We start from the raw sequence: 17,366 nt of genomic DNA, 5'->3' as shown, positions 1-17,366 counted from the left end.
AGCGCCCGCGCTGGGAAGGGGCCCTGCCGGGCGGCCGTGCCGTCGCCTGGCAGCGTCCCGACGGTCGCGTCGTCGTGCACGCCGCCGACGAGCGCGACCTCGTGCTCGCGCGGTTCGTGCTCGCAGTCGACGACGACACCACGGAGTTTCACCGCCGCTTCCACCGGGACCCGCTCGTCGGCCCCTCCGCGCGCGCTCTCGTCGGCTACCGGCCCCTGCGCACCGCCAGCGTCACGCACGCGGTCGTCCGCGCGGTCTGCGGGCAGCTCATCGAGTCTCGCCGTGCGCGGGCGATCGAGCGCCGGATCCTGCGCACGCTCCGGACACCCGTCCCCACACGCGAGGCGCTCGCGCGTGTGTCCCCGCTCGACCTCCGCCTCGCCGGGCTCGCGCAGCACCGGGCGTCGTGCCTGTCGAGGCTCGCCCGCGGCGTCGACCTCGAACGCCTCCGGGAGCTCGACCCCGCCGCTGTCGATCGACGGCTGCTGCGCGAGCCGGGGATCGGGCCCTGGTCGCTGGGCGTGATCGCGACCGAGGGGCTCGGGCGGTTCGACCGGGGCCTCGTCGGCGACCTCGGGCTGATGAAGCTCACCGCCGCCCTCGAGGGACGATGGCCGGAGCCCGCCGACACGGCGGCGTTGCTAGCTCCCTACGGGGAGTGGCAGGGGCTCGCCGGCGACATCCTGATGCTCGGCTGGGGGAAGGGCCTCGTTCCGGGGGCCGACGCGGACCGTGGTCGGGCGACCCGGCTTCGGGCCCGCCGCGCAGCGTGACGCCCACGGCCCTACACTGCTGACGATGACCGTCGACCAGCGGAGGATCGCCGTGCTCGGCGCGGGCAAGATCGGCGAGGCGCTGATCGCGGGCCTGCTCTCGTCCGGCTGGCGGTCGGCCGGCGAGATCGTCGCCTCCGGGCGGCGGGACGATCGCGTGGCAGAGCTCGCCGACAAGTACGGCATCGAGGCGACGCTGTCGAACACCGACGCCGTCCGTGGCGCCGCCCTGATCGTCGTCGCCGTCAAGCCTCAGGACATCGACGCGCTGCTCGGGGAGATCGGCCCGGTGGTCTCGGAGGAGCAGACGGTGCTCTCCGTCGTCGCCGCGATCCCGACGGCGGCGATCGAGCGCCACCTCTCGCCGCGCGTCCCCGTCACCCGTGCGATGCCGAACACCCCGTCGACCGTGCACGAGGGCGTCGCAGGGCTCTGCGCCGGCGCCCACGCGGACGACGCGCACGTCACGCTCGCCGAGGAGGCGCTCGCACACCTCGGTGCCGTCGTCCGCGTCCCAGAGCGCTACATGGACGCGGTGACGGCGGTGTCGGGCTCGGGGCCTGCGTACTTCGCCCTGCTCGCCGAGGCGATGATCGAGGCGGGGATCCTGCTCGGGCTCTCGCGCGAGATGTCGACCCAGCTCGTCGTCCAGACGATGCTCGGCACCGCGAAGCAGCTGCGCGACGAGAACATGCATCCGGTGGAGCTCCGCGAGATGGTCACGTCGCCGGGCGGGACGACGATCGCGGCGATCCGCGAGCTCGAGTCGGCGGGCGTACGGGCCGCGTTCCTGAACGCGATCCAGGCGGCGATGAACCGCTCGCGCGAGCTCGCCGCCGGCGAGCCCTAGGCCTCCCCTGCCGCGCGCCTCGAGGCGGGCAGCAGCGGCGAGTCGAGCGGTGGGCGATCGAGACCGCGCGCCGCGGCGAGCGCGTCGAGCACGAGCACGGTGTCGGCGACCGCCACGTCCTCGAGGAATGCGTCGCGCTCCACGAAGCTCCGGAGCACCGCGGTCACCGCGTCCTCGTAGGCGGCGGCATCGTGGGTCGCGAGGGCCACGAGCCCGTGCGCGACGGCCGCCGGCTGGAAGCCCGGATCGGCGACGAGCGACCGACCCACCACCGCCGCGGCCGCATCGTCACCCAGAGCGAGGAGCGCGAGGCAGGCGCAGTAGGCCGCGACCGTCCCGTCGGCATCGGACGCGCCCACCGAGAGCGCGCGCCGCGCGTCGACGCGAGCGCCGACGGTGTCGCCTGCGAGCAGACGGCAGCGGAGGGCGGCGATCGGACGCCCCCAGCTTCCGTCGGGCGCGACGTGCCAGCTTGCGACGTACTCGTCGGCCGCCCTCACCAGCGATCGGCGCGCCTCGTCGGGGCGCCCTGCCATCAGCGCGGCCAGGCCGGCGGCCCAGGAGGCACCGGCCACCGCCGCGAGCCGGAGGTCCTCGCGCTCGCCGGGCCGCGCCGGCCGAGCGGCACGTCGTTCGTGCTCGGCGAGCGCCGACACCCGCTTCGCTTCCCAGTCCACGCCGCGGAGTACACCAGACGCCCGCTCGCACGTTCGTTGACCGACCGGTCAATCAGTCGGTTATCCTCGATCGCATGTCGCGTCCCCTCCGCGAGGTGGTCTACGTCGACGGCGCCCGGACGGCGTTCGGCAGGGCCGGCGAGAGCGGGTGGTTCTGGAGGACACGGGCGGACGACATGGCGGTGAAGGTCGTCCGCGAGGTGCTCCGGCGGACGCAGGCACCGCCCGAGCGGATCGGCGACGTCGTCCTGGCGGCCACGGCCCAGGTCGGCGACCAGGGACTGACGCTCGGACGGGACGTAGCGCTGCTCGCAGGGCTCCCGCACACGGTGCCGGGGTTCGCCGTCGACCGGATGTGCGCCGGCGCACTGACCGCGGCGACAGCAGCAGCGGGTGAGATCGCCATGGGCGCTGCCGACCTCGTGATCGCCGGGGGCGTCGAGCACATGGGGCACCATCCGATGGGCGAGGAGGTCGACTTCAACCCCCGCTTCGTCGCAGAGCGCCTGATCGACGAGAGCGCCGCGGTGATGGGACGGACCGCGGAGAACCTCCACGACGAGCTCCCGCAGCTGACGCGCGAGGACGCCGACCGATTCGCCGTCGCCTCGCAGCAGCGCGCCGTCGCCGCCTGGTCCGAGTCGGACGGCGTCTACGCGCACACCGTCGTCCCGATGAGCGTGTTCAGCGACGAGGGCTGGGCCGTCGCCGACGTCGACCAGTTCCTGCGCCCGGACACGACGATGGAGGGGCTGGCCGCGCTGCGCACGCCGTTCCGTGCGGGCGGGCGCGTGACGGCCGGCAACTCGGCGGGGCTCACCGACGGTGCGACGGCCTGCCTGCTCGCCGCCGAGGAGACGGCGTCGGAGCTCGGGCTCACGCCCACGATGCGCCTCGTCGCGTTCGCGTTCGCCGGGGTCGAGCCGCACCTGATGGGCCTCGGCCCCGTCCCCGCGACACAGCGCGTGCTGGCGCAGGCGGGCCTCACGATCGACGACGTCGGGCTGTTCGAGGTGAACGAGCCGTTCGCGGTGCAGGTGCTCTCGTGGTGCGACGGCGTCGGCGTCGACCCCACGGACGAGCGCCTCAACCCCTACGGCGGCGCGATCGCCTGCGGTCATCCGCTCGCGGCGACCGGCGTCCGGCTGATGGCGCAGCTCGCCTACGGGCTCGGGCGCCGCCCGGAGGTGCGCTACGGCCTCACGGCACTGTGCATCGGCATGGGCATGGGCGCCGCCGTCCTCTGGGAGAACCTCCGGCATGGCTGACCCGGTGACCGCCTTCTACGTGCAGCCGGTCGAGACGCGGGTCGGGCGCATCGCACTGGTGACGATCGACAACGGCGCCGACTGGCGGAAGCCGAGCACGTTCGGGCGCCACGCCCTGGAGTCCCTCGAGCGCGCGCTCGTGCGGCTCGAGGAAGAGGACTGGAGCGGCGTCGTGCTCACCGGCAAGCCGCTCGTGTTCGCCGCCGGGGCGGACATCACGGAGTTCCCGGGCATCACCCCCGAGCTCGCCCGCCTGGGCAGCCGGGCGGGGCACGACCTGTTCGCACGGCTCCGGGCCCTGCCCTGCCGGACGCTCGCGGCCGTCAACGGCGCCGCGCTCGGCGGGGGCCTCGAGATCGCGCTCCACTGCGACGAGCGCACGGTCGCGTCGTCGGTCCGGCACCTCGCGTTCCCCGAGGTCTTCCTCGGTCTGATCCCGGGCTGGGGCGGGACGCAGCTCGTGCCGCGGATCGTCGGCGCCGAGGCCGCCGTCCGGGTGATCGTCGAGAACCCGCTGCGCCAGAACCGGATGCTCACCGCCCCGCAGGCGCTCGAGCTCGGGCTCGTCGACCACGTGCTCGACCCGGTGGAGTTCCTCGACGAGTCGATCGGGCTGCTCGTGCGACGGATCGAGGAGGGAGCCGGCAAGCGCGAGCTCGACGCGGACCTGTCCGACGCGGCCGAGGTGTGCGCCCGCGCCCGCGCCCGCGTCGACGACCAGGTCCACGGCGCGGCGCCCGCGCCGTACCGTGCTCTCGCGCTGATCGAGGGTGCGGCGACCTGGACGATCGACGAGGGGTACCGCGCCGAAGAGGACGCGCTCGCCGACCTGCTCCCGGGGCCCGAGGGACAGGCATCGGTCTACGCGTTCGACGTCGTCGAGCGGCGGACGAAGCGCGGCGTCGGCGTCCCCGACGTCGACCCGCGACGCGTGAGCCGCGTCGGGATCGTGGGCGCAGGGCTGATGGCGACGCAGCTCGCGACGCTGTTCCTGCGGCGACTCGAGGTGCCGGTCGTCCTCACCGACGTCGACGCCGAGCGCGTGGCGAGCGCGATCACGGCGATTCAGGGGGAGCTCGAGGGGCTCGTCGCCCGCGGGCGGCTCACCGAGGGGAAGGCGCGCTTCCTCGGCTCGCTCGTCGAGGGTGCGGCGGACACCGCGGCCTACGCCGCCTGCGACCTGGTGCTCGAGGCCGTGTTCGAGGAGATGGCGGTGAAGAAGGAGGTGTTCGGCGCCCTGGAGGACGTCGTCGGCCCGGAGTGCCTCCTCGCCACGAACACCTCGTCGCTGTCCGTGACGGAGATGGGCGTCGGGCTCGACCACCCGGAGCGCGTCGTCGGGCTCCACTTCTTCAACCCGGTCGCGATCCTGCCGCTCGTCGAGGTCGTCCGGACGCCGGCGACCGACGACGTCACGCTCGCGACGGCATGGGACGTCGTCCGCCGCCTCCGGAAGCGGGGCGTGCTCGTCGCGGATGCGCCCGCATTCGTCGTCAACCGCCTGCTCACGCGCCAGTCGGCCGTGCTCTTCGCCGCCGTGGAGAACGGGAACACGTTCGACGAGACGGACGAGGCCGCGCTTCGCCTCGGGCTGCCGATGGCGCCCTCCGCCCTGCTCGCGATGGTCGGGCCGAAGGTCGCGAACCACGTCCGGCACACGCTCCATGCGGCCTATCCCGGCCGGTTCCCGCTCTCGCCGACGCTCGAGAACTTCGCGGCCGGGGAGATGGACGTCGTCCACACCGGCGACGAGCGCAGGACCGTCGACGAGATCCACGAACAGCTGCTGGAGGCGTTCGCGGACGAGTGCCGGCACCTGCTGGACGAGGGCGTCGTCGGCTCCGCGGCCGAGATCGACGCCTGCATGATCCTCGGCGCCGGGTTCCCCTTCTTCCGCGGCGGCATCACGAAGCACCTCGACCAGACCGGCGTCTCGCAGCGGGTCGTCGGGCGGCCGCTCGCCGACTTCGGCCGCTAGCACCGTCCGCGCAGGTTCGCTACGCTCTGGTCGTTAGCTCCGCTCGACGCCTGAGCATCCGAGCGAGCGAATTCCTTCAGCGATGCGGCACCGAGCGTGTGCTGCGCCTATGCAGGAAGCGACACTGAAGACACCGACGACGGCGTCCGCCGAGGCTCTGGCCGCGGAGGCAAACGCGGCCGCCCGCTGGGCGCGCGAGCCGTTCCTCCATCCCGAGGAGGATCCCGACGTCGCGCTCGCCGCGGGGACGGCGCGGAGGACGGCGCTCGACGACGCCCACGCCGAGATGGAGGCGGGACGGAGGGCGCCGTCGCCGGGGTGGCGGGTGCGCTACGGCCTGATGCTGGGGCTCGAGCGGGTGCTCGCCGTCGAGGCGCCGACGACCGCGGCCGGCACCTCCCTGCGCCGTCACCAGGTCGACGCGCTGGCCGGGATGCTCACGGAGTTGATCGCCGCGACGCAGCTGGAGGCCGACGACAACGGCAACGGCAACGGCGCGGCAGCAGCCGTCGGAGTCGACGAGGAGGGAGCGTCGGACGCCGAGGAGCCAGACGAGGACGAGGACGACGTCGACGCCGGGTTCGTCGACGACGTGCAGCCCGTCGAGCACGGCGCCGACCCGGGCGCGTCACGTCGCTACCGCTTCCGCCACCCGACCGCATCGGGGAAGACGATCGCGGCCGCGGGCTTCGTCGAGGGCGCACGCCACCTCGGCGTGCTGATCCTCACGCACCGCCGGCTGCTCGTCGACCAGTTCCGGCGCGACCTCACGACCGAGGGCTACGGCGACCGGATCGTGCCGGCGATCGAGCGGGGGAAGGAGCCGCTCGCGGACGACCCGATCACGATCCAGACGTACGCGTGGTTCGCCCGACACAGCGACGAGCTCTCCCGGGACGCCTACCAGCTCGTGATCTGCGACGAGGCGCACACCGCGCTCGGCGAGAAGACCTCGGCCGCGATTCGCTCCTTCGCCGAGCCGCTCTACATCGGGATGACGGCGACGGAGCAGCTGATCGCCAAGCAGGTCTCCGACGTCTTCCCTGCCTCGGTCGACGACCTGCCGCTCGCGGACGCGGCCCGCCGCGGCCTGATCGCCCCGTTGCGCTGCCTCCGCGTGCCGCCGGTCGCGGCCGTCAACTCCGTGCCGATCGTCGGCGGCGACTTCGAGGAGCGCGCCCTCGCCGAGGCCCTTGATCACCAGGCCCTCAACCAGGCGGCGGCGAGCCTGTACCGAGATCGCTTCGGCTCGACGCCCGGGATCGTGTACGCGGCGGGTGTCGCGCACGCGTACAACCTCGCCCAGGAGTTCAGGGCGGTGGGACTGAAGGCGACAGCGGTGTCGGGCCGGACGCCGCCCCGCGAGCTCGCGGAGACGCTCGCCGCGTACGAGCGGGGCGAGCTCAACGTCCTCGTGAACGCCCAGCTGCTCGCCGAGGGATGGAACTCACCCCGCGCGACCGTGTGCATGCACCTGGCGCCGACGGCGTCCCGACGCGTGTACCAGCAGCGGATCGGCCGGATCATGCGCATGCACGCGCGCAAGGAGGCCGGGATCGTCGTCGACTTCGTGCCCAAGGGGGCGACCCACAACGAGCGTGTGATGTCGCTGCACGCCCTCCTCGACTCGGACTTCTACCGCGAGGGCGCCCGCGTCACGCCGGCCCCACGGCGGCGCTCGTCGCGCCGGTCGCGCCGCCGTCTCTCTCCGGCACCGTGGCTCGTCCCGGTGACGCCGGACGTGAGCCGCCGCCTCGCGGTGATCCAGCGGGAGTGGCAGCGCGTCGATCCGAAGTTCCTCGACGACGACGAGCAGCGCTTCTGGGCGACGATCGCCGGACGGCAGATTCGCTTCGACCAGCGCGGCGAGTTCGCGCGGAAGTTCGCGGAGGGCAGGGCCGACAAGGGAGCGCTCGAGACGTTCCTCTCCACGTGCGCGGCGGAGAATCCGAACCGCCGCCTGCGCATGACCGCGCTCGCGGACCGCGTCGGGACGCCCGTCGAGCGGGCGGACTTCGACGACCTGGTGACGCTCGTCACGCAGGCGCCGCCGTGGGAGAAGGACCGCTCCGCGGGCGTGCGGATCCTCCTCCGCGCGATCGGCGACGGCAAGGCCAACGCCCCGGAGCAGATCCTCGCCCGGTGGACGTGGCGGCTCGCCCGGTCGGTGCGGAAGACACTCGACCGCAAGGCGAGCCAGGAGTTCCCCGAGGCGAAGCGTGTGCTCGGCGCCGTCGCCAACTCGCGCGGATTCCGCCACGAGGAGAACGTGCGCCAGCTCGTCACGATCGCGAAGGCGCTGCCCCATCCCGTCTCGGCCGCGCTCCTGGCGTCCGCCGAGGGGTACACGCCGCGGGCGAACGCCGCGCTCGACCGGGCCCGCGAGGAGCTGGGCGAGATCACCGAGGTCGCGGGAGCGCTCGCCGACGATCTCCCGCCCCCCAAGGTGCCGAGCCGCAAGTCACGCCGGCGGCGCAAGCGCCGCAAGACCGCGCAGCAGGTCGAGGCCGGCGCTGCCGTCTCCTCCGCGGGCCCCCCGGCAGACGGGGACGGGACACGCGCGGAGACCGGCGGAACACCGCAGGGCGTCCCCGACGACGACGGTCGACGTCCGCAGCCGGACTCCCCAGCCGTGATCGGGGGTGCGCGAGGCCCGGACGGCCCGCCGGCCGCCGAGGTCGCGATACCCGAGCCGTCACGACTGCCGGCGACGGAACGCGGCGAGCCGACGGCACCACCGGGCGCCTAGGACGCCGGGGGCGTCGCGCCGACGTCGGGCTCAGGCGGGAGGAGTCTCGTCGGCCTCGTCTCGCCGGTCGCGCTCGCGGAGGAAGCGCGTGAGCTCCGCAGCGAGCGCGTCGCCGGACGGAAGCCTCGTCTCCGGGGCGAGCGGCTCGATCGTGTCGGACCGCCGCTCGAGCTCCTCGACGTAGGCGATCGTCTCCTCGTCCTCCGCCACCGCCTCCGTGATCTGCTCGGAGTACGTCCGCTCCGCGTCCACGAGCTCCGTGACGTCCACCTCGCAGTGGAGCAGGTCGCCGAGCCGCTCGCAGAGCGCGCGGGCGGCCCGTGGGCTCGGTGCGAGCGACACGTAGTGGGGAACCGCCGACCACAGGCTGACCGACCGCACGCCACGCGCCCGGCAGGCGTCGAGGAGCACGCCGACGATGCCCGTGGGGCCCTCGTACCGGGAGAGCTGCAACCCGAGCTCCTCCACGAGGGCCGGGTCGGTCGCGGCCCCGGTGACCGGTGCGGGGCGGGTATGGGGAACGTCGGCGAGCAGGGCCCCGAACGTGACGACGAGCTCGACCCCGAGCTCCGCGGCGAGCCCGACGACGAGGTCGGAGAACGTCCGCCAGCGGTAGCTCGGCTCGACGCCGAGGAGGATCACCGCATCACGGCTCGTGCCCGGGATCGCGGCGTGGTAGAAGGCGTTCTCGGGCCACTTGATCTGCCGCGTCATGCCCTCGTCGAGCGCGACGTGGGGCCGAACGTCCTGGAAGTCGACGAACCCCTCGGGGTCGATGTCGGCGAACCGCTCCGCCTTCCAGAGCCGAGTCAGGTAGCCCGCCGCGAGCGTCGCCCCCTGGCCGCCGTCGTTCCACCCCTTGAACGCCGCGATCATCACGGGGTCGCGGAGCACGGGCCGATTGGCGAGGCGTAGCTCGGCGGTCACCTCCCCAGCCTACTGCCCGCCTGTGCGTCGCGGCGTCGGATGCCTACCCGGACACGGGCTCGGTCGCGTGCCTGCGGGACCTCGCGGCCTGCGAGCCCGGGGCCGCGACGAGCGGCAGCGGGGGGCGCCACAACGTGTGGACGATCACCACGGTCGCCGTCCAGACGGTGGCGGCGAGGAAGACGTGCACGAGGACCAGGCCCCAGGGCAGGGCGTTGCGGTACTGGATCTCCCCGAGGAGCATCTGGACTCCGAGCACCGCGAGCAGTCCCAGCCCCATCCGGGCGACACCCGGTGCGTCACGGCGATGCCGGATGAGCCCGGCCCCGACGAGCAGGAGGCCGATCCCGAACACGGCAGTGGCGCGGACGTGGACGTAGACGGCATCGGTGAGCGTGATCCCGAGCCGCCGGATGTCCTCCCCGCCAGAGTGCGGCCCGGATGCGGTCGCCACCGCCCCGGTGACGACGAGCGCGAGGCACGCCGGGACGGCGACGACGGCGGCGATGCGCCACCACTCGGGGCCGATCGCGCGCCCACGCCCCCGCTCGTGGCTCCACGCCTCGATCGCGACCACGGCCGCGAGACCGACGACGGCGAGTGCGAGCAGGAAGTGCGACATCACCGCCACGGGGTGCAGCTCGAGGATCACCGTCACCCCTCCGAGCGGGATCTGCGCAACACTGCCGAGGAAGCCGGCGAGCGCGAGCCAGCGCACGCCCCGGGAGAGACCCCTGACGCGGCGGGCGGCGAGCCAGCAGACGAGTGTGAGCACGATCCCGACGAGCGCGACGAGACGGTTGCCGAACTCGACGAACGCGTGGAAGCCCTGCTCCGGGAACGGCTTGTCACCGCAGCGGGGCCAGTTGTCGCAGCCGAGACCCGACGCCGTGAGCCGGACGAACGCACCGGACGTGACGACGACGAAGAGCGAGACGAGCGCGGCCGTCGAGAGCTGGACGAAGCGCCGGGGCGAGACGTCACGCGGTCCGCGACGAGGGAGCAGGCGCACGCGTCGAGTCTACGCAGCCCCGCGTAACACCACGCCCGCACCCCGCTCGGCGTGCCCGATCCGCCAGAGCGGCAGCCCGAGCCCCGCGAACGTCGCCTGGAGCACCGGGACGCGCTCCTCGGGCAGCGTGACGAGGAGGCCGCCCGCGGTCTGGGGGTCGTAGGCGAGGGCTTCCGCGACCGCGTCCGCGTCGCTCGAGCAGTGCGCACCGACGTACTCGCGGTTCCTGCGGTCGCCGCCGGTGCGCACGCCGACGCCGGCGAGGACCGCGGCCCCGGGGAGCGACGGGAGCGCGGACGCCTCGATCACCACACGCACGCCGCTGCGGGCCGCGACCTCGTACGCGTGACCGAGCAGCCCGAACCCGGTGACATCGGTGACGGCCGAGGGCTCGAAGGGTCGCAGCGCATCGGCAGCGTCCCGCACCGGAGTCGTCATCAGGGCCACGGCCGCCCGGACGTCGTCGTCCGACGCCTTGCCCTCGCGCTGGCCTTGCAGGACGATGCCCGTGCCGAGCGGCTTCGTGAGGAGCACCGTGTCGCCCGGCCGAGCGCCGCTCTTCGTCCACACGCCTTCGGGGTGCACCGTGCCGACGACCGCGAGCCCGTACTTCGGCTCGTCGTCCCGGATCGTGTGCCCGCCGGCGAGGATCGCTCCGGCCTCGCGCACGACCTCGTCCGCCCCGGCGAGGAGCTCGCCGAGCGACTCGGTGGGCAGGTCCTCCGGGAACGCGGTGACGGAGAGCGCGAGCAGCGGGGTGCCGCCCATCGCGTACACGTCGTTGAGGGCGTTCGTCGCCGCGATCGCCCCGAACGTCCGCGGGTCGTCGACGACCGGTGGGAAGAAGTCGACCGTGAACACGATCGCCCGATCGCCGTCGAGCCGGTAGACGGCGGCGTCGTCGGACGGATCGAGGCCGACGATCAGGTCGACGTCGTCCGCGGGGACGATCCCGCGAAGCAGCGCTTCGAGGCGCGCCGCGGGGTACTTCGCGGCGCAGCCCCCGGCCTGGGCGAGTGACGTCAACGTCCGCGTGGACACGCTCCGAGTGTACGCGCGGACGGGTGCCAGACTCCGCGCGCGGCCGCGCCCGGGACGCCGAGTCGAGTGGGCGGTGGAGGACTGTCCGACGCGGTCGCGAACATACGCCCAACCGACGGAGAGACTCTCCCCCCCTCTCTCTCCTCATCCACCGAAGACCGCCGCCCCCGATGGCGGTCTTCGGCGTTCATGTGGGAGGATCTCGGTGTGCCGTCGGCACTCGTGACCGGTGGATCGTCGGGTATCGGCCTCGCGATCGCGCGGATGCTCCGCGACGAGGGGTTCGGGCTGACGGTCGCTGCCCGCAACGTCGAGCGGCTCCAGGTCGCCGCACAGGAGCTCGATGCGCACGCCGTGGCCGCGAGCGTGCTGGACGAGGAGGACTGTGCGCGCATGGTGGCCGAGCACGTCGAGCGCCACGGCGGCCTCGACGTGCTCGTCAACTCGGCCGGAGTGGGATTCGCGAGCACGATCGCCGACCTCTCCACGAAGCGCTTCGACGTCCAGCTCGGCGTCAACCTCCGGGGCGCGTTCCTCGTGACTCGTGACGCACTGCCGCACCTGCGCGCCTCGCGGGGGTACGTCGTCAACATCGCCTCGATCGCCGGGACGATCCCGACACCGGGGCTCTCGGGCTACGGCGCCTCGAAGGCTGCGCTCATCTCGCTCACACGCTCGCTCGCACGGGAGGAGGAAGGGACCGGCGTCCGCGCCACGGCGCTGTGCCCGGCGTTCGTCGACACCGCGATGGCGGAGTGGACGGGCCTTCCCGGTGAGCAACTGATCCAACCCGAGGACTGCGCCGAGCTCGTGCGCGCGCTGCTCCGGCTCTCGCCGGCCGCACGGGTGCCGGTCGTCGTCGTCGAGCGCGCCGGCGACGCCGTCTGACGTCCGTCGTCGGCACCGTGCCTCCTGCCACGGGAGCACGGCGACCCGAGACGAGTAGCATCGACGGATGCCCGGCGACGGCCACGTGGACGAGATCCTCGACGACCTCGATCGCACGCTCGGCCGGGGTGCGAGCTATGCCGAGATCTTCGCGCGCTGGGAGCGCCAACAGTGGTCGGCGATGGATCTCGACTTCGCGCGCGACCGTGACGACTGGACGGCGCTCGGCCCCGACCGGCAGCGCTATCTCCGCTGGGTGCTGACCCAGTTCTTCCAGGGAGAGGAGGCGGTGACCGTCTCGCTCGCGCCCTTCGTCGATGCCGCACCCCTGCCCGAGCAGCGGGTCGCGCTCGCGACCCAGCTCGTCGACGAGGCGCGTCATGCCGTCTTCTTCCAGCGCGTCTTCGGTGACGTCGTCGGGCTCGACGGGTCGTCGTCGCTGGGCGAGGCCCTGTCCGCGATCGGCCTCGACGTCACGCCCGGCTCCCGACTGCTCTTCGACGAGGTGCTCGGCGCCGCGACGGAGCGCCTGCGCAGCGACCACTCACCCGATGCCCTCGTCCGCGGCGTCACCGTGTACCACCTGCTCGTCGAGGGGACGGTCGCGCTCGCGGGCCAGCGCCACGTGCTCGACTGGCTCCGTCGCGAGGGCCTCTTCCCGGCCATGGGCGAGGGGTTCACGCACGTGACGCGGGACGAGTCCCGGCACGTCAACCTCGGCGTCCTCATCCTCCGCGACGCGGTGGCCGCCGACGCGGCGCTGTCCGACGCGATCGTCGAGACGGTGCTGACGTCGATCCCCGCCGTGCTGGGGACGCTCGAGCCTCCCGACGGCGACGACGCGTACTACGAGGCGTTCGGGTTCACCCGCGAGGACGTCGCCGTCTGGGCCTTCGACTCGCTGCGACGCAAGCTCTCCGCCGTCGGCGTGACCGTCGACGGGATCTGACCGCCTCAGGGGAGGACACCGCGGACGGCGTCCTCGAGCTCCTGCACCGAGAACGCGCCCTCGAGCTTCGTGCGAACCGCCCCGCGGTCGTCGACCACGAACGTGAACGGCTCCGTCGGCAGGCGCCACTCCCCGACCCAGCGGTTGGGGCCGTTCGCCGGGTCGTTGCCCTCGTAGATCTCGACGTGGATGAAGCGGACGCGCCTTCCGACGAAGCGCTTGCGCACCTCGTCGAGCACCTCGACGACCGGGCCGCACGTCCGCGTCTCGCAGTAGAGCGGGGTCGCGAACGACACGACGAAGGGATCGCCCGCCTCGATCGCGTCGGCGACCGACGAGCGGTAGAGGGCGGGCGAGGCAACACGCGCCGTGGAGAGCGCCTGGAGGTCACCCCCTGTCGACGCGAGCGTCGGCGTGTCGGAGCGAGGGGCCGGGTCGCCGACCCCGGGGGCTGCGCTCCGCTCACCGACGACGAGGTTCCCGAGCGCCTGGATCGGCGGCCCACCGACCGGCTCCGCGAGCAGCCAGTACTTCCCCGCCGCGGGCAGGTCGACCGTGGCCACGTAGAGGGCCGAGGCATCGACGGTTGCACCCCCGGGGACGCCGATCGCCTCGAGGCGTGCGGAGGTCTCGAGGATCGGCTCCTCGTCCAGGGCGCGTGCGACCCAGACGCGGGCCGTGGCCTGCTCGACCATCCGGCCCTCGTCGTCGACGACGAGGAAGGACACGCGGTTCGCCCCGGGCTCGTAGTCGGAGGTGCCGGGGACGAGGGCGACGTCCTCACCGGGGGCACGCCAGAGGGACTCGATCGAGCCCGCCGGGGGCTCGGCTCCCGACGCGTCGGCGTCCCGCTCGTCGGAGCTACCGCATCCGACGAGCAGGACGCACGCGAGACCGGTCGCGAGGGCCGCAGAGAGGCGCATCCGCGCCGACTCTAGACGGCCGAGCAGCGTTACCCCGTGTCGTGGCGGGCAAGAGCCGGCCGCCTGCCTTCCGGCCCGTGTGCGACCTACCAGCCGTTTCCGTCGGACCAGGAGCGCTTGGTGACGGCGCCCGCGATCGCGGCGAACACGGCGAGATTGATCGCCAGCAACATCAGCCGTGCTTTCATCTCGACCTCCTCTCGTCAGAAGCGGATGTCCCGGAGCGCCTCCGCGGCGTTCCGGTAGTGACGCGCTGCCTCGCGGTCGTCCCCCCGACGTGCCGCGAGGTCGCCCAGCGCGACCCACGCCCCCGCCCGGTGCCCGACGGATGCGTACTGCTCGAATGCACCGTCTGCGGCCCGGAAGCACTCCTCCGCCTCGTCGAGCAGCCCCTGCTCCATGAGCGCCTCGCCCAGGGTGAGCTGGCACTGACCGATCTCGCCGAGGAAGTCCTCTCGTCCTTCGAGAAGTTCGAGCGCCTTTCGTGCGTTCTCCTCCGCCGTCCCGTAGTCGCCGAGGCGCAGGTACACCGTCGCCAGCCCCGAGACGGCCTGGGCGGCTTCCGGCTGCGACCCGGTCTCCACGGAGAGCGCGAACGACTGCGTGAGGTGCTCGATCGCCTCGTCCGGCTTTCCGAGGAGGAGATGGAGGCCGCCCAGGTTGAGCAGGAGGCGGCCCACGTTCTGCTCGTCGTCGAGTTCCGTGTAGAGCGCCTTCGCCTGCTGCGCGTAGTTCCGCGACAGCACGAGGTGGCCCATGCGCTCGGCGACGAGCGATGCCTGGAAGAAACTGTTCGCCTGCATCCGGCGGTCGCCGGCCGCCCGCGACAGCTCGAGCGCGCGCTCGACGTCCTCGCGCGCAGCCTCGAAGTCACGTTGGCGTCGGCGGCACCGCGAGCGCCACTGCAGGATGTCGGCACGCAGCAGATCGCACGGCAGACCTGCGCCCTCGGCGAGGGCGAGCGCCTCGTCGAACAGCGAGACGGCCGTCGCGACGCTCGAGAGCGTGTACCGGCAGATGGCGAGTCGGAACAGGACGTCCGCCCGATCGACGTCGGAGAAGGCGGATCCCTCGGCGATGTCGCGAGCCTGGTGCAGGAGGTCGAGCGCGGAGCGGGCGTCTCCCGAACGCACGAGTGCGCGCGCATGGCCGACGAGGGCCCGGAGCTCCAGCTCCGCCGAGCCGGTCGAGCCCACGTCCGGACGCACCGCCTCGAACGCCGAGAGCGCGTCGTCGACCTCGTTCGCCACCGTCAGGGCCTCGGCCCGCGCGAGCGCAGCCTCGATCCGGGCGCGGCGGTCGGCCGACACCCCTGAGGCGAGGAACTCCGGGTCGACGACGAGACGCGCCGCGAGCCACTCGATCGTCTCACGGGTCGGGCGCGTCTTGCCCCGCTCGATCTGACTCACGTACTCCTTCGAGAACCGGTCGCCGGCGAGCTGGGTCTGCGTCAGCCCCGCCGAGAGGCGAAGCGATCGCACGCGGTCGCCGAGCCCGGAGACGGGCACGTGCTGCGTCGTGCGCGTGACGACGTCGGTCATGCGGTTCTCACTCAACGCCCGCCCGCCGGGAGGGGCGTCCCCCTGAAGGGGGATCCGGGCGCTCGATCCGCGGCACGGTCATGTGAAGCAGAGAGTAGTCGAAATCACTTGACCTAGCTACTTGACTTTTCTGGACGTGCCCTCTACAGTCAGGGCCGACACGTCGATCCGACGCCAGGATCGGGGTGGAGGCGCAACCGACAGGACGCTGCGACGACGAAGGGCGTGGCTGGGCCGCAGAGCCACGAACGGGGACGTCGCACAACGAGGAGTCGCCTCACACGAAACGCCCCCGGGAGCCGCAGCCGGGGGCGTTTCGCTCGTCGGGGGGTGCGTGCACGGCCGGCCGCCGTCTCGGACGCCTCGCCCCCACGGGCGGCTCCGGCAACCGCAGTGCGCCCGACACGAGCCGCTCTGCCCCGGGGAGCGCGTACCGCCGATCGACGACGGAGTGTGCTCCTCCGGCAGCCCGACCGGCCTTCGGCGATGATCCCCGCCGTGACCGGGAGCGGGACGTTCGGACGCGGATTCCGCGCGATGACCCCGCTCTGGCTCGGCGTCGCCCCGTTCGGCGTCGCGTACGCGATCGTCGCGCGCGCCGGCGGGCTCTCTCCCCTCCAGACGCAGGCGCTCTCGCTCCTCGTCTTCGCGGGGAGCGCCCAGTTCAGCGCCGCAGGCCTCTTCGGCCGTGGGGCCGGGGGCCTCGAGATCGTCTTCACGACGTTCATGCTCAACGTGCGCCACGTGCTCTACGGGCTCGTGCTCTCGCGGTCGCTCCGCCTCCCGTGGCGGCGGCGGCTCCCCGCGGCCTTCTTCCTCACCGACGAGGCGTTCGGGATCGTCGCCGCGTCCCGTGAGCGCTCGTACCCGTATCTCATGGGAACGGAGCTCAGCCTCTTCGTCGCCTGGAACCTCGCGACCGCCGCGGGAATCGCACTCGGCGCGGCGATCCCCGACCCGGTGGAGCTGGGCGTCGACCTCGTCTTCCCGCTCGCCTTCCTCGCGCTGCTCGTCCCCCTCGTCCGGACGCGGATCGAGCTCTCCGTCGCGGTGACGGCCGGTGCGGCCTCGTGGCTCGTCTCGCGCGTGGAGCCCGGCGGTGTCCCGATCCTCGTCGCGAGCCTCGTCGGCGCCGCCCTCGGGGCAGCCCTCACACGAGGCCAGTCACCGCCGCCGCCGTTCGACGCCGACGCCGCACGCCGGGAGGTCGCGTGACGCCCCTCGCGCGCGACCACGCCGCGAGACGGCATCGCGACCGGGCCCGCACGCGACGAGCGTCGCCGCCGTGGAGGAGGGCCGTGCCCCGATGACGTTCTGGCTCACGGTCGCCGGGATGGTGGCGGTGACCTTCGGGTCGCGGCTCGCCGGTCTCAGCCTCCACCGCCCGATCCCCGGGACGGCCCAGCGGTTCCTCCACTTCGTCCCGATCGCGGTCTTCGCGGCTCTCATCACGCCGTCGCTCACCGGCCCGCAGGGCGAGGGGGAGATCCGGATCGTCGCTGCGGCCCTCGCCGCGCTCGCCGCGTGGCGGACGCGGGAGCTCTGGGTCGCGATCGCGGTCGGGATGGCGGTGTTCTGGCTGCTGCGGATCCCGTTCTAGCGCCGTCAGCCGCTCGTGAGCCAGCGGAGGCGTTGCACGCGGATGCGCTCGATGTCACCACGGCCGAGCAGGCCCCCGAGCCGGGCCGACATCGTGTGCATGAGCAGGCTGGCGACGACGATCCAGGCCTCGGCCTCCGGGTCGCGGTCGACGTGCACGCCACCCTGCTGCTGCGCCTCCTCGATCGCAC

Annotated in this window: 16 protein-coding genes; 9 read left to right on the top strand and 7 right to left on the bottom strand. The window is 73.2% G+C overall.

All coding sequences use genetic code 11. From position 1 onward, the window contains the following. Together AC162C_RS00240 and proC are read left to right on the top strand one after the other, a co-directional pair. Nucleotides 1-773: DNA glycosylase family protein (locus tag AC162C_RS00240; RefSeq protein WP_484095794.1), on the top strand; the 773-nt coding region annotated here is incomplete at its 5' end. A 25-nt stretch (nt 774-798) separates the two neighbouring features. Beyond that, complete coding sequence (gene proC / locus AC162C_RS00235; RefSeq protein ID WP_462973790.1) at nt 799-1,623, top strand: pyrroline-5-carboxylate reductase; 825 nt, start codon at nt 799-801, stop codon at nt 1,621-1,623. On the opposite strand, the gene AC162C_RS00230 is transcribed toward proC, so the two are convergent. Further along, a complete protein-coding gene (locus tag AC162C_RS00230) occupies nt 1,620-2,300 on the bottom strand; it encodes a hypothetical protein (RefSeq protein ID WP_484095793.1) in 681 nt (226 codons plus the stop codon). The two genes, proC and AC162C_RS00230, sit on opposite strands and share 4 nt — an antisense overlap. 74 nt (nt 2,301-2,374) lie before the next feature. Here AC162C_RS00230 and AC162C_RS00225 point away from each other — a divergent pair, with 74 nt between their 5' ends. The 3 genes from AC162C_RS00225 (at nt 2,375) to AC162C_RS00215 (ending at nt 8,295) form a co-directional block, all read left to right on the top strand. Then, complete coding sequence (locus AC162C_RS00225; protein ID WP_484095792.1) at nt 2,375-3,568, top strand: thiolase family protein; 1,194 nt, start codon at nt 2,375-2,377, stop codon at nt 3,566-3,568. Then, nucleotides 3,561-5,546, top strand: a complete 1,986-nt coding sequence (locus AC162C_RS00220; protein ID WP_484095791.1) for a 3-hydroxyacyl-CoA dehydrogenase NAD-binding domain-containing protein — start codon at nt 3,561-3,563, stop codon at nt 5,544-5,546. The genes AC162C_RS00225 and AC162C_RS00220 overlap by 8 nt, the downstream gene beginning before the upstream one ends. A gap of 109 nt (nt 5,547-5,655) precedes the next feature. Beyond that, nucleotides 5,656-8,295 carry a DEAD/DEAH box helicase gene (locus AC162C_RS00215; RefSeq protein WP_484095790.1) on the top strand — a complete coding sequence of 880 codons (2,640 nt, stop codon included), beginning with the start codon at nt 5,656-5,658 and terminating at the stop codon, nt 8,293-8,295. A gap of 30 nt (nt 8,296-8,325) precedes the next feature. On the opposite strand, the gene AC162C_RS00210 is transcribed toward AC162C_RS00215, so the two are convergent. The 3 genes from AC162C_RS00210 to selD are packed head-to-tail and all read right to left on the bottom strand — an operon-like array spanning nt 8,326 to nt 11,275. After that, nucleotides 8,326-9,222: a PAC2 family protein gene (locus AC162C_RS00210; protein ID WP_484095789.1), complete on the bottom strand. Its 897-nt coding sequence runs from the start codon at nt 9,220-9,222 to the stop codon at nt 8,326-8,328. Between the two features lie 43 nt (nt 9,223-9,265). Then, nucleotides 9,266-10,234 (bottom strand): COX15/CtaA family protein, encoded by a 969-nt coding sequence (locus AC162C_RS00205; protein WP_484095788.1) that lies wholly within the window; start codon nt 10,232-10,234, stop codon nt 9,266-9,268. Between the two features lie 9 nt (nt 10,235-10,243). Beyond that, nucleotides 10,244-11,275 (bottom strand): selenide, water dikinase SelD, encoded by a 1,032-nt coding sequence (gene selD / locus AC162C_RS00200; RefSeq protein ID WP_484095787.1) that lies wholly within the window; start codon nt 11,273-11,275, stop codon nt 10,244-10,246. A 207-nt stretch (nt 11,276-11,482) separates the two neighbouring features. On the opposite strand from selD, the gene AC162C_RS00195 reads away from it, so the two are divergent. Next, a complete protein-coding gene (locus AC162C_RS00195; protein WP_462973782.1) occupies nt 11,483-12,163 on the top strand; it encodes an SDR family oxidoreductase in 681 nt (226 codons plus the stop codon). Nucleotides 12,164-12,230: 67 nt separating this feature from the next. Beyond that, nucleotides 12,231-13,112: a ribonucleotide-diphosphate reductase subunit beta gene (locus AC162C_RS00190; RefSeq protein ID WP_484095786.1), complete on the top strand. Its 882-nt coding sequence runs from the start codon at nt 12,231-12,233 to the stop codon at nt 13,110-13,112. Nucleotides 13,113-13,117: 5 nt separating this feature from the next. On the opposite strand, the gene AC162C_RS00185 is transcribed toward AC162C_RS00190, so the two are convergent. Continuing rightward, entirely contained in the window at nt 13,118-14,035 is a 918-nt protein-coding gene (locus AC162C_RS00185) for a hypothetical protein (protein WP_484095785.1), read from the bottom strand. Nucleotides 14,036-14,238: 203 nt separating this feature from the next. Further along, nucleotides 14,239-15,576: a helix-turn-helix domain-containing protein gene (locus AC162C_RS00180; RefSeq protein WP_484095784.1), complete on the bottom strand. Its 1,338-nt coding sequence runs from the start codon at nt 15,574-15,576 to the stop codon at nt 14,239-14,241. A 537-nt stretch (nt 15,577-16,113) separates the two neighbouring features. Here AC162C_RS00180 and AC162C_RS00175 point away from each other — a divergent pair. Next, a complete protein-coding gene (locus tag AC162C_RS00175; protein ID WP_484095783.1) occupies nt 16,114-16,791 on the top strand; it encodes an AzlC family ABC transporter permease in 678 nt (225 codons plus the stop codon). A gap of 91 nt (nt 16,792-16,882) precedes the next feature. Continuing rightward, on the top strand, nt 16,883-17,176 hold the full coding sequence (locus AC162C_RS00170) for an AzlD domain-containing protein (protein ID WP_484095782.1): 294 nt from the start codon (nt 16,883-16,885) through the stop codon (nt 17,174-17,176). A gap of 5 nt (nt 17,177-17,181) precedes the next feature. Here the strand turns inward: AC162C_RS00170 and AC162C_RS00165 are convergent. Continuing rightward, nucleotides 17,182-17,366 (bottom strand): hypothetical protein (locus AC162C_RS00165; RefSeq protein WP_484095781.1); only part of this gene is annotated, 185 nt, incomplete at its 5' end.

The sequence above is a fragment of the Gaiella sp. genome, from assembly GCF_057140465.1.
This window is presented reverse-complemented; position numbering and strand designations above follow the sequence as displayed.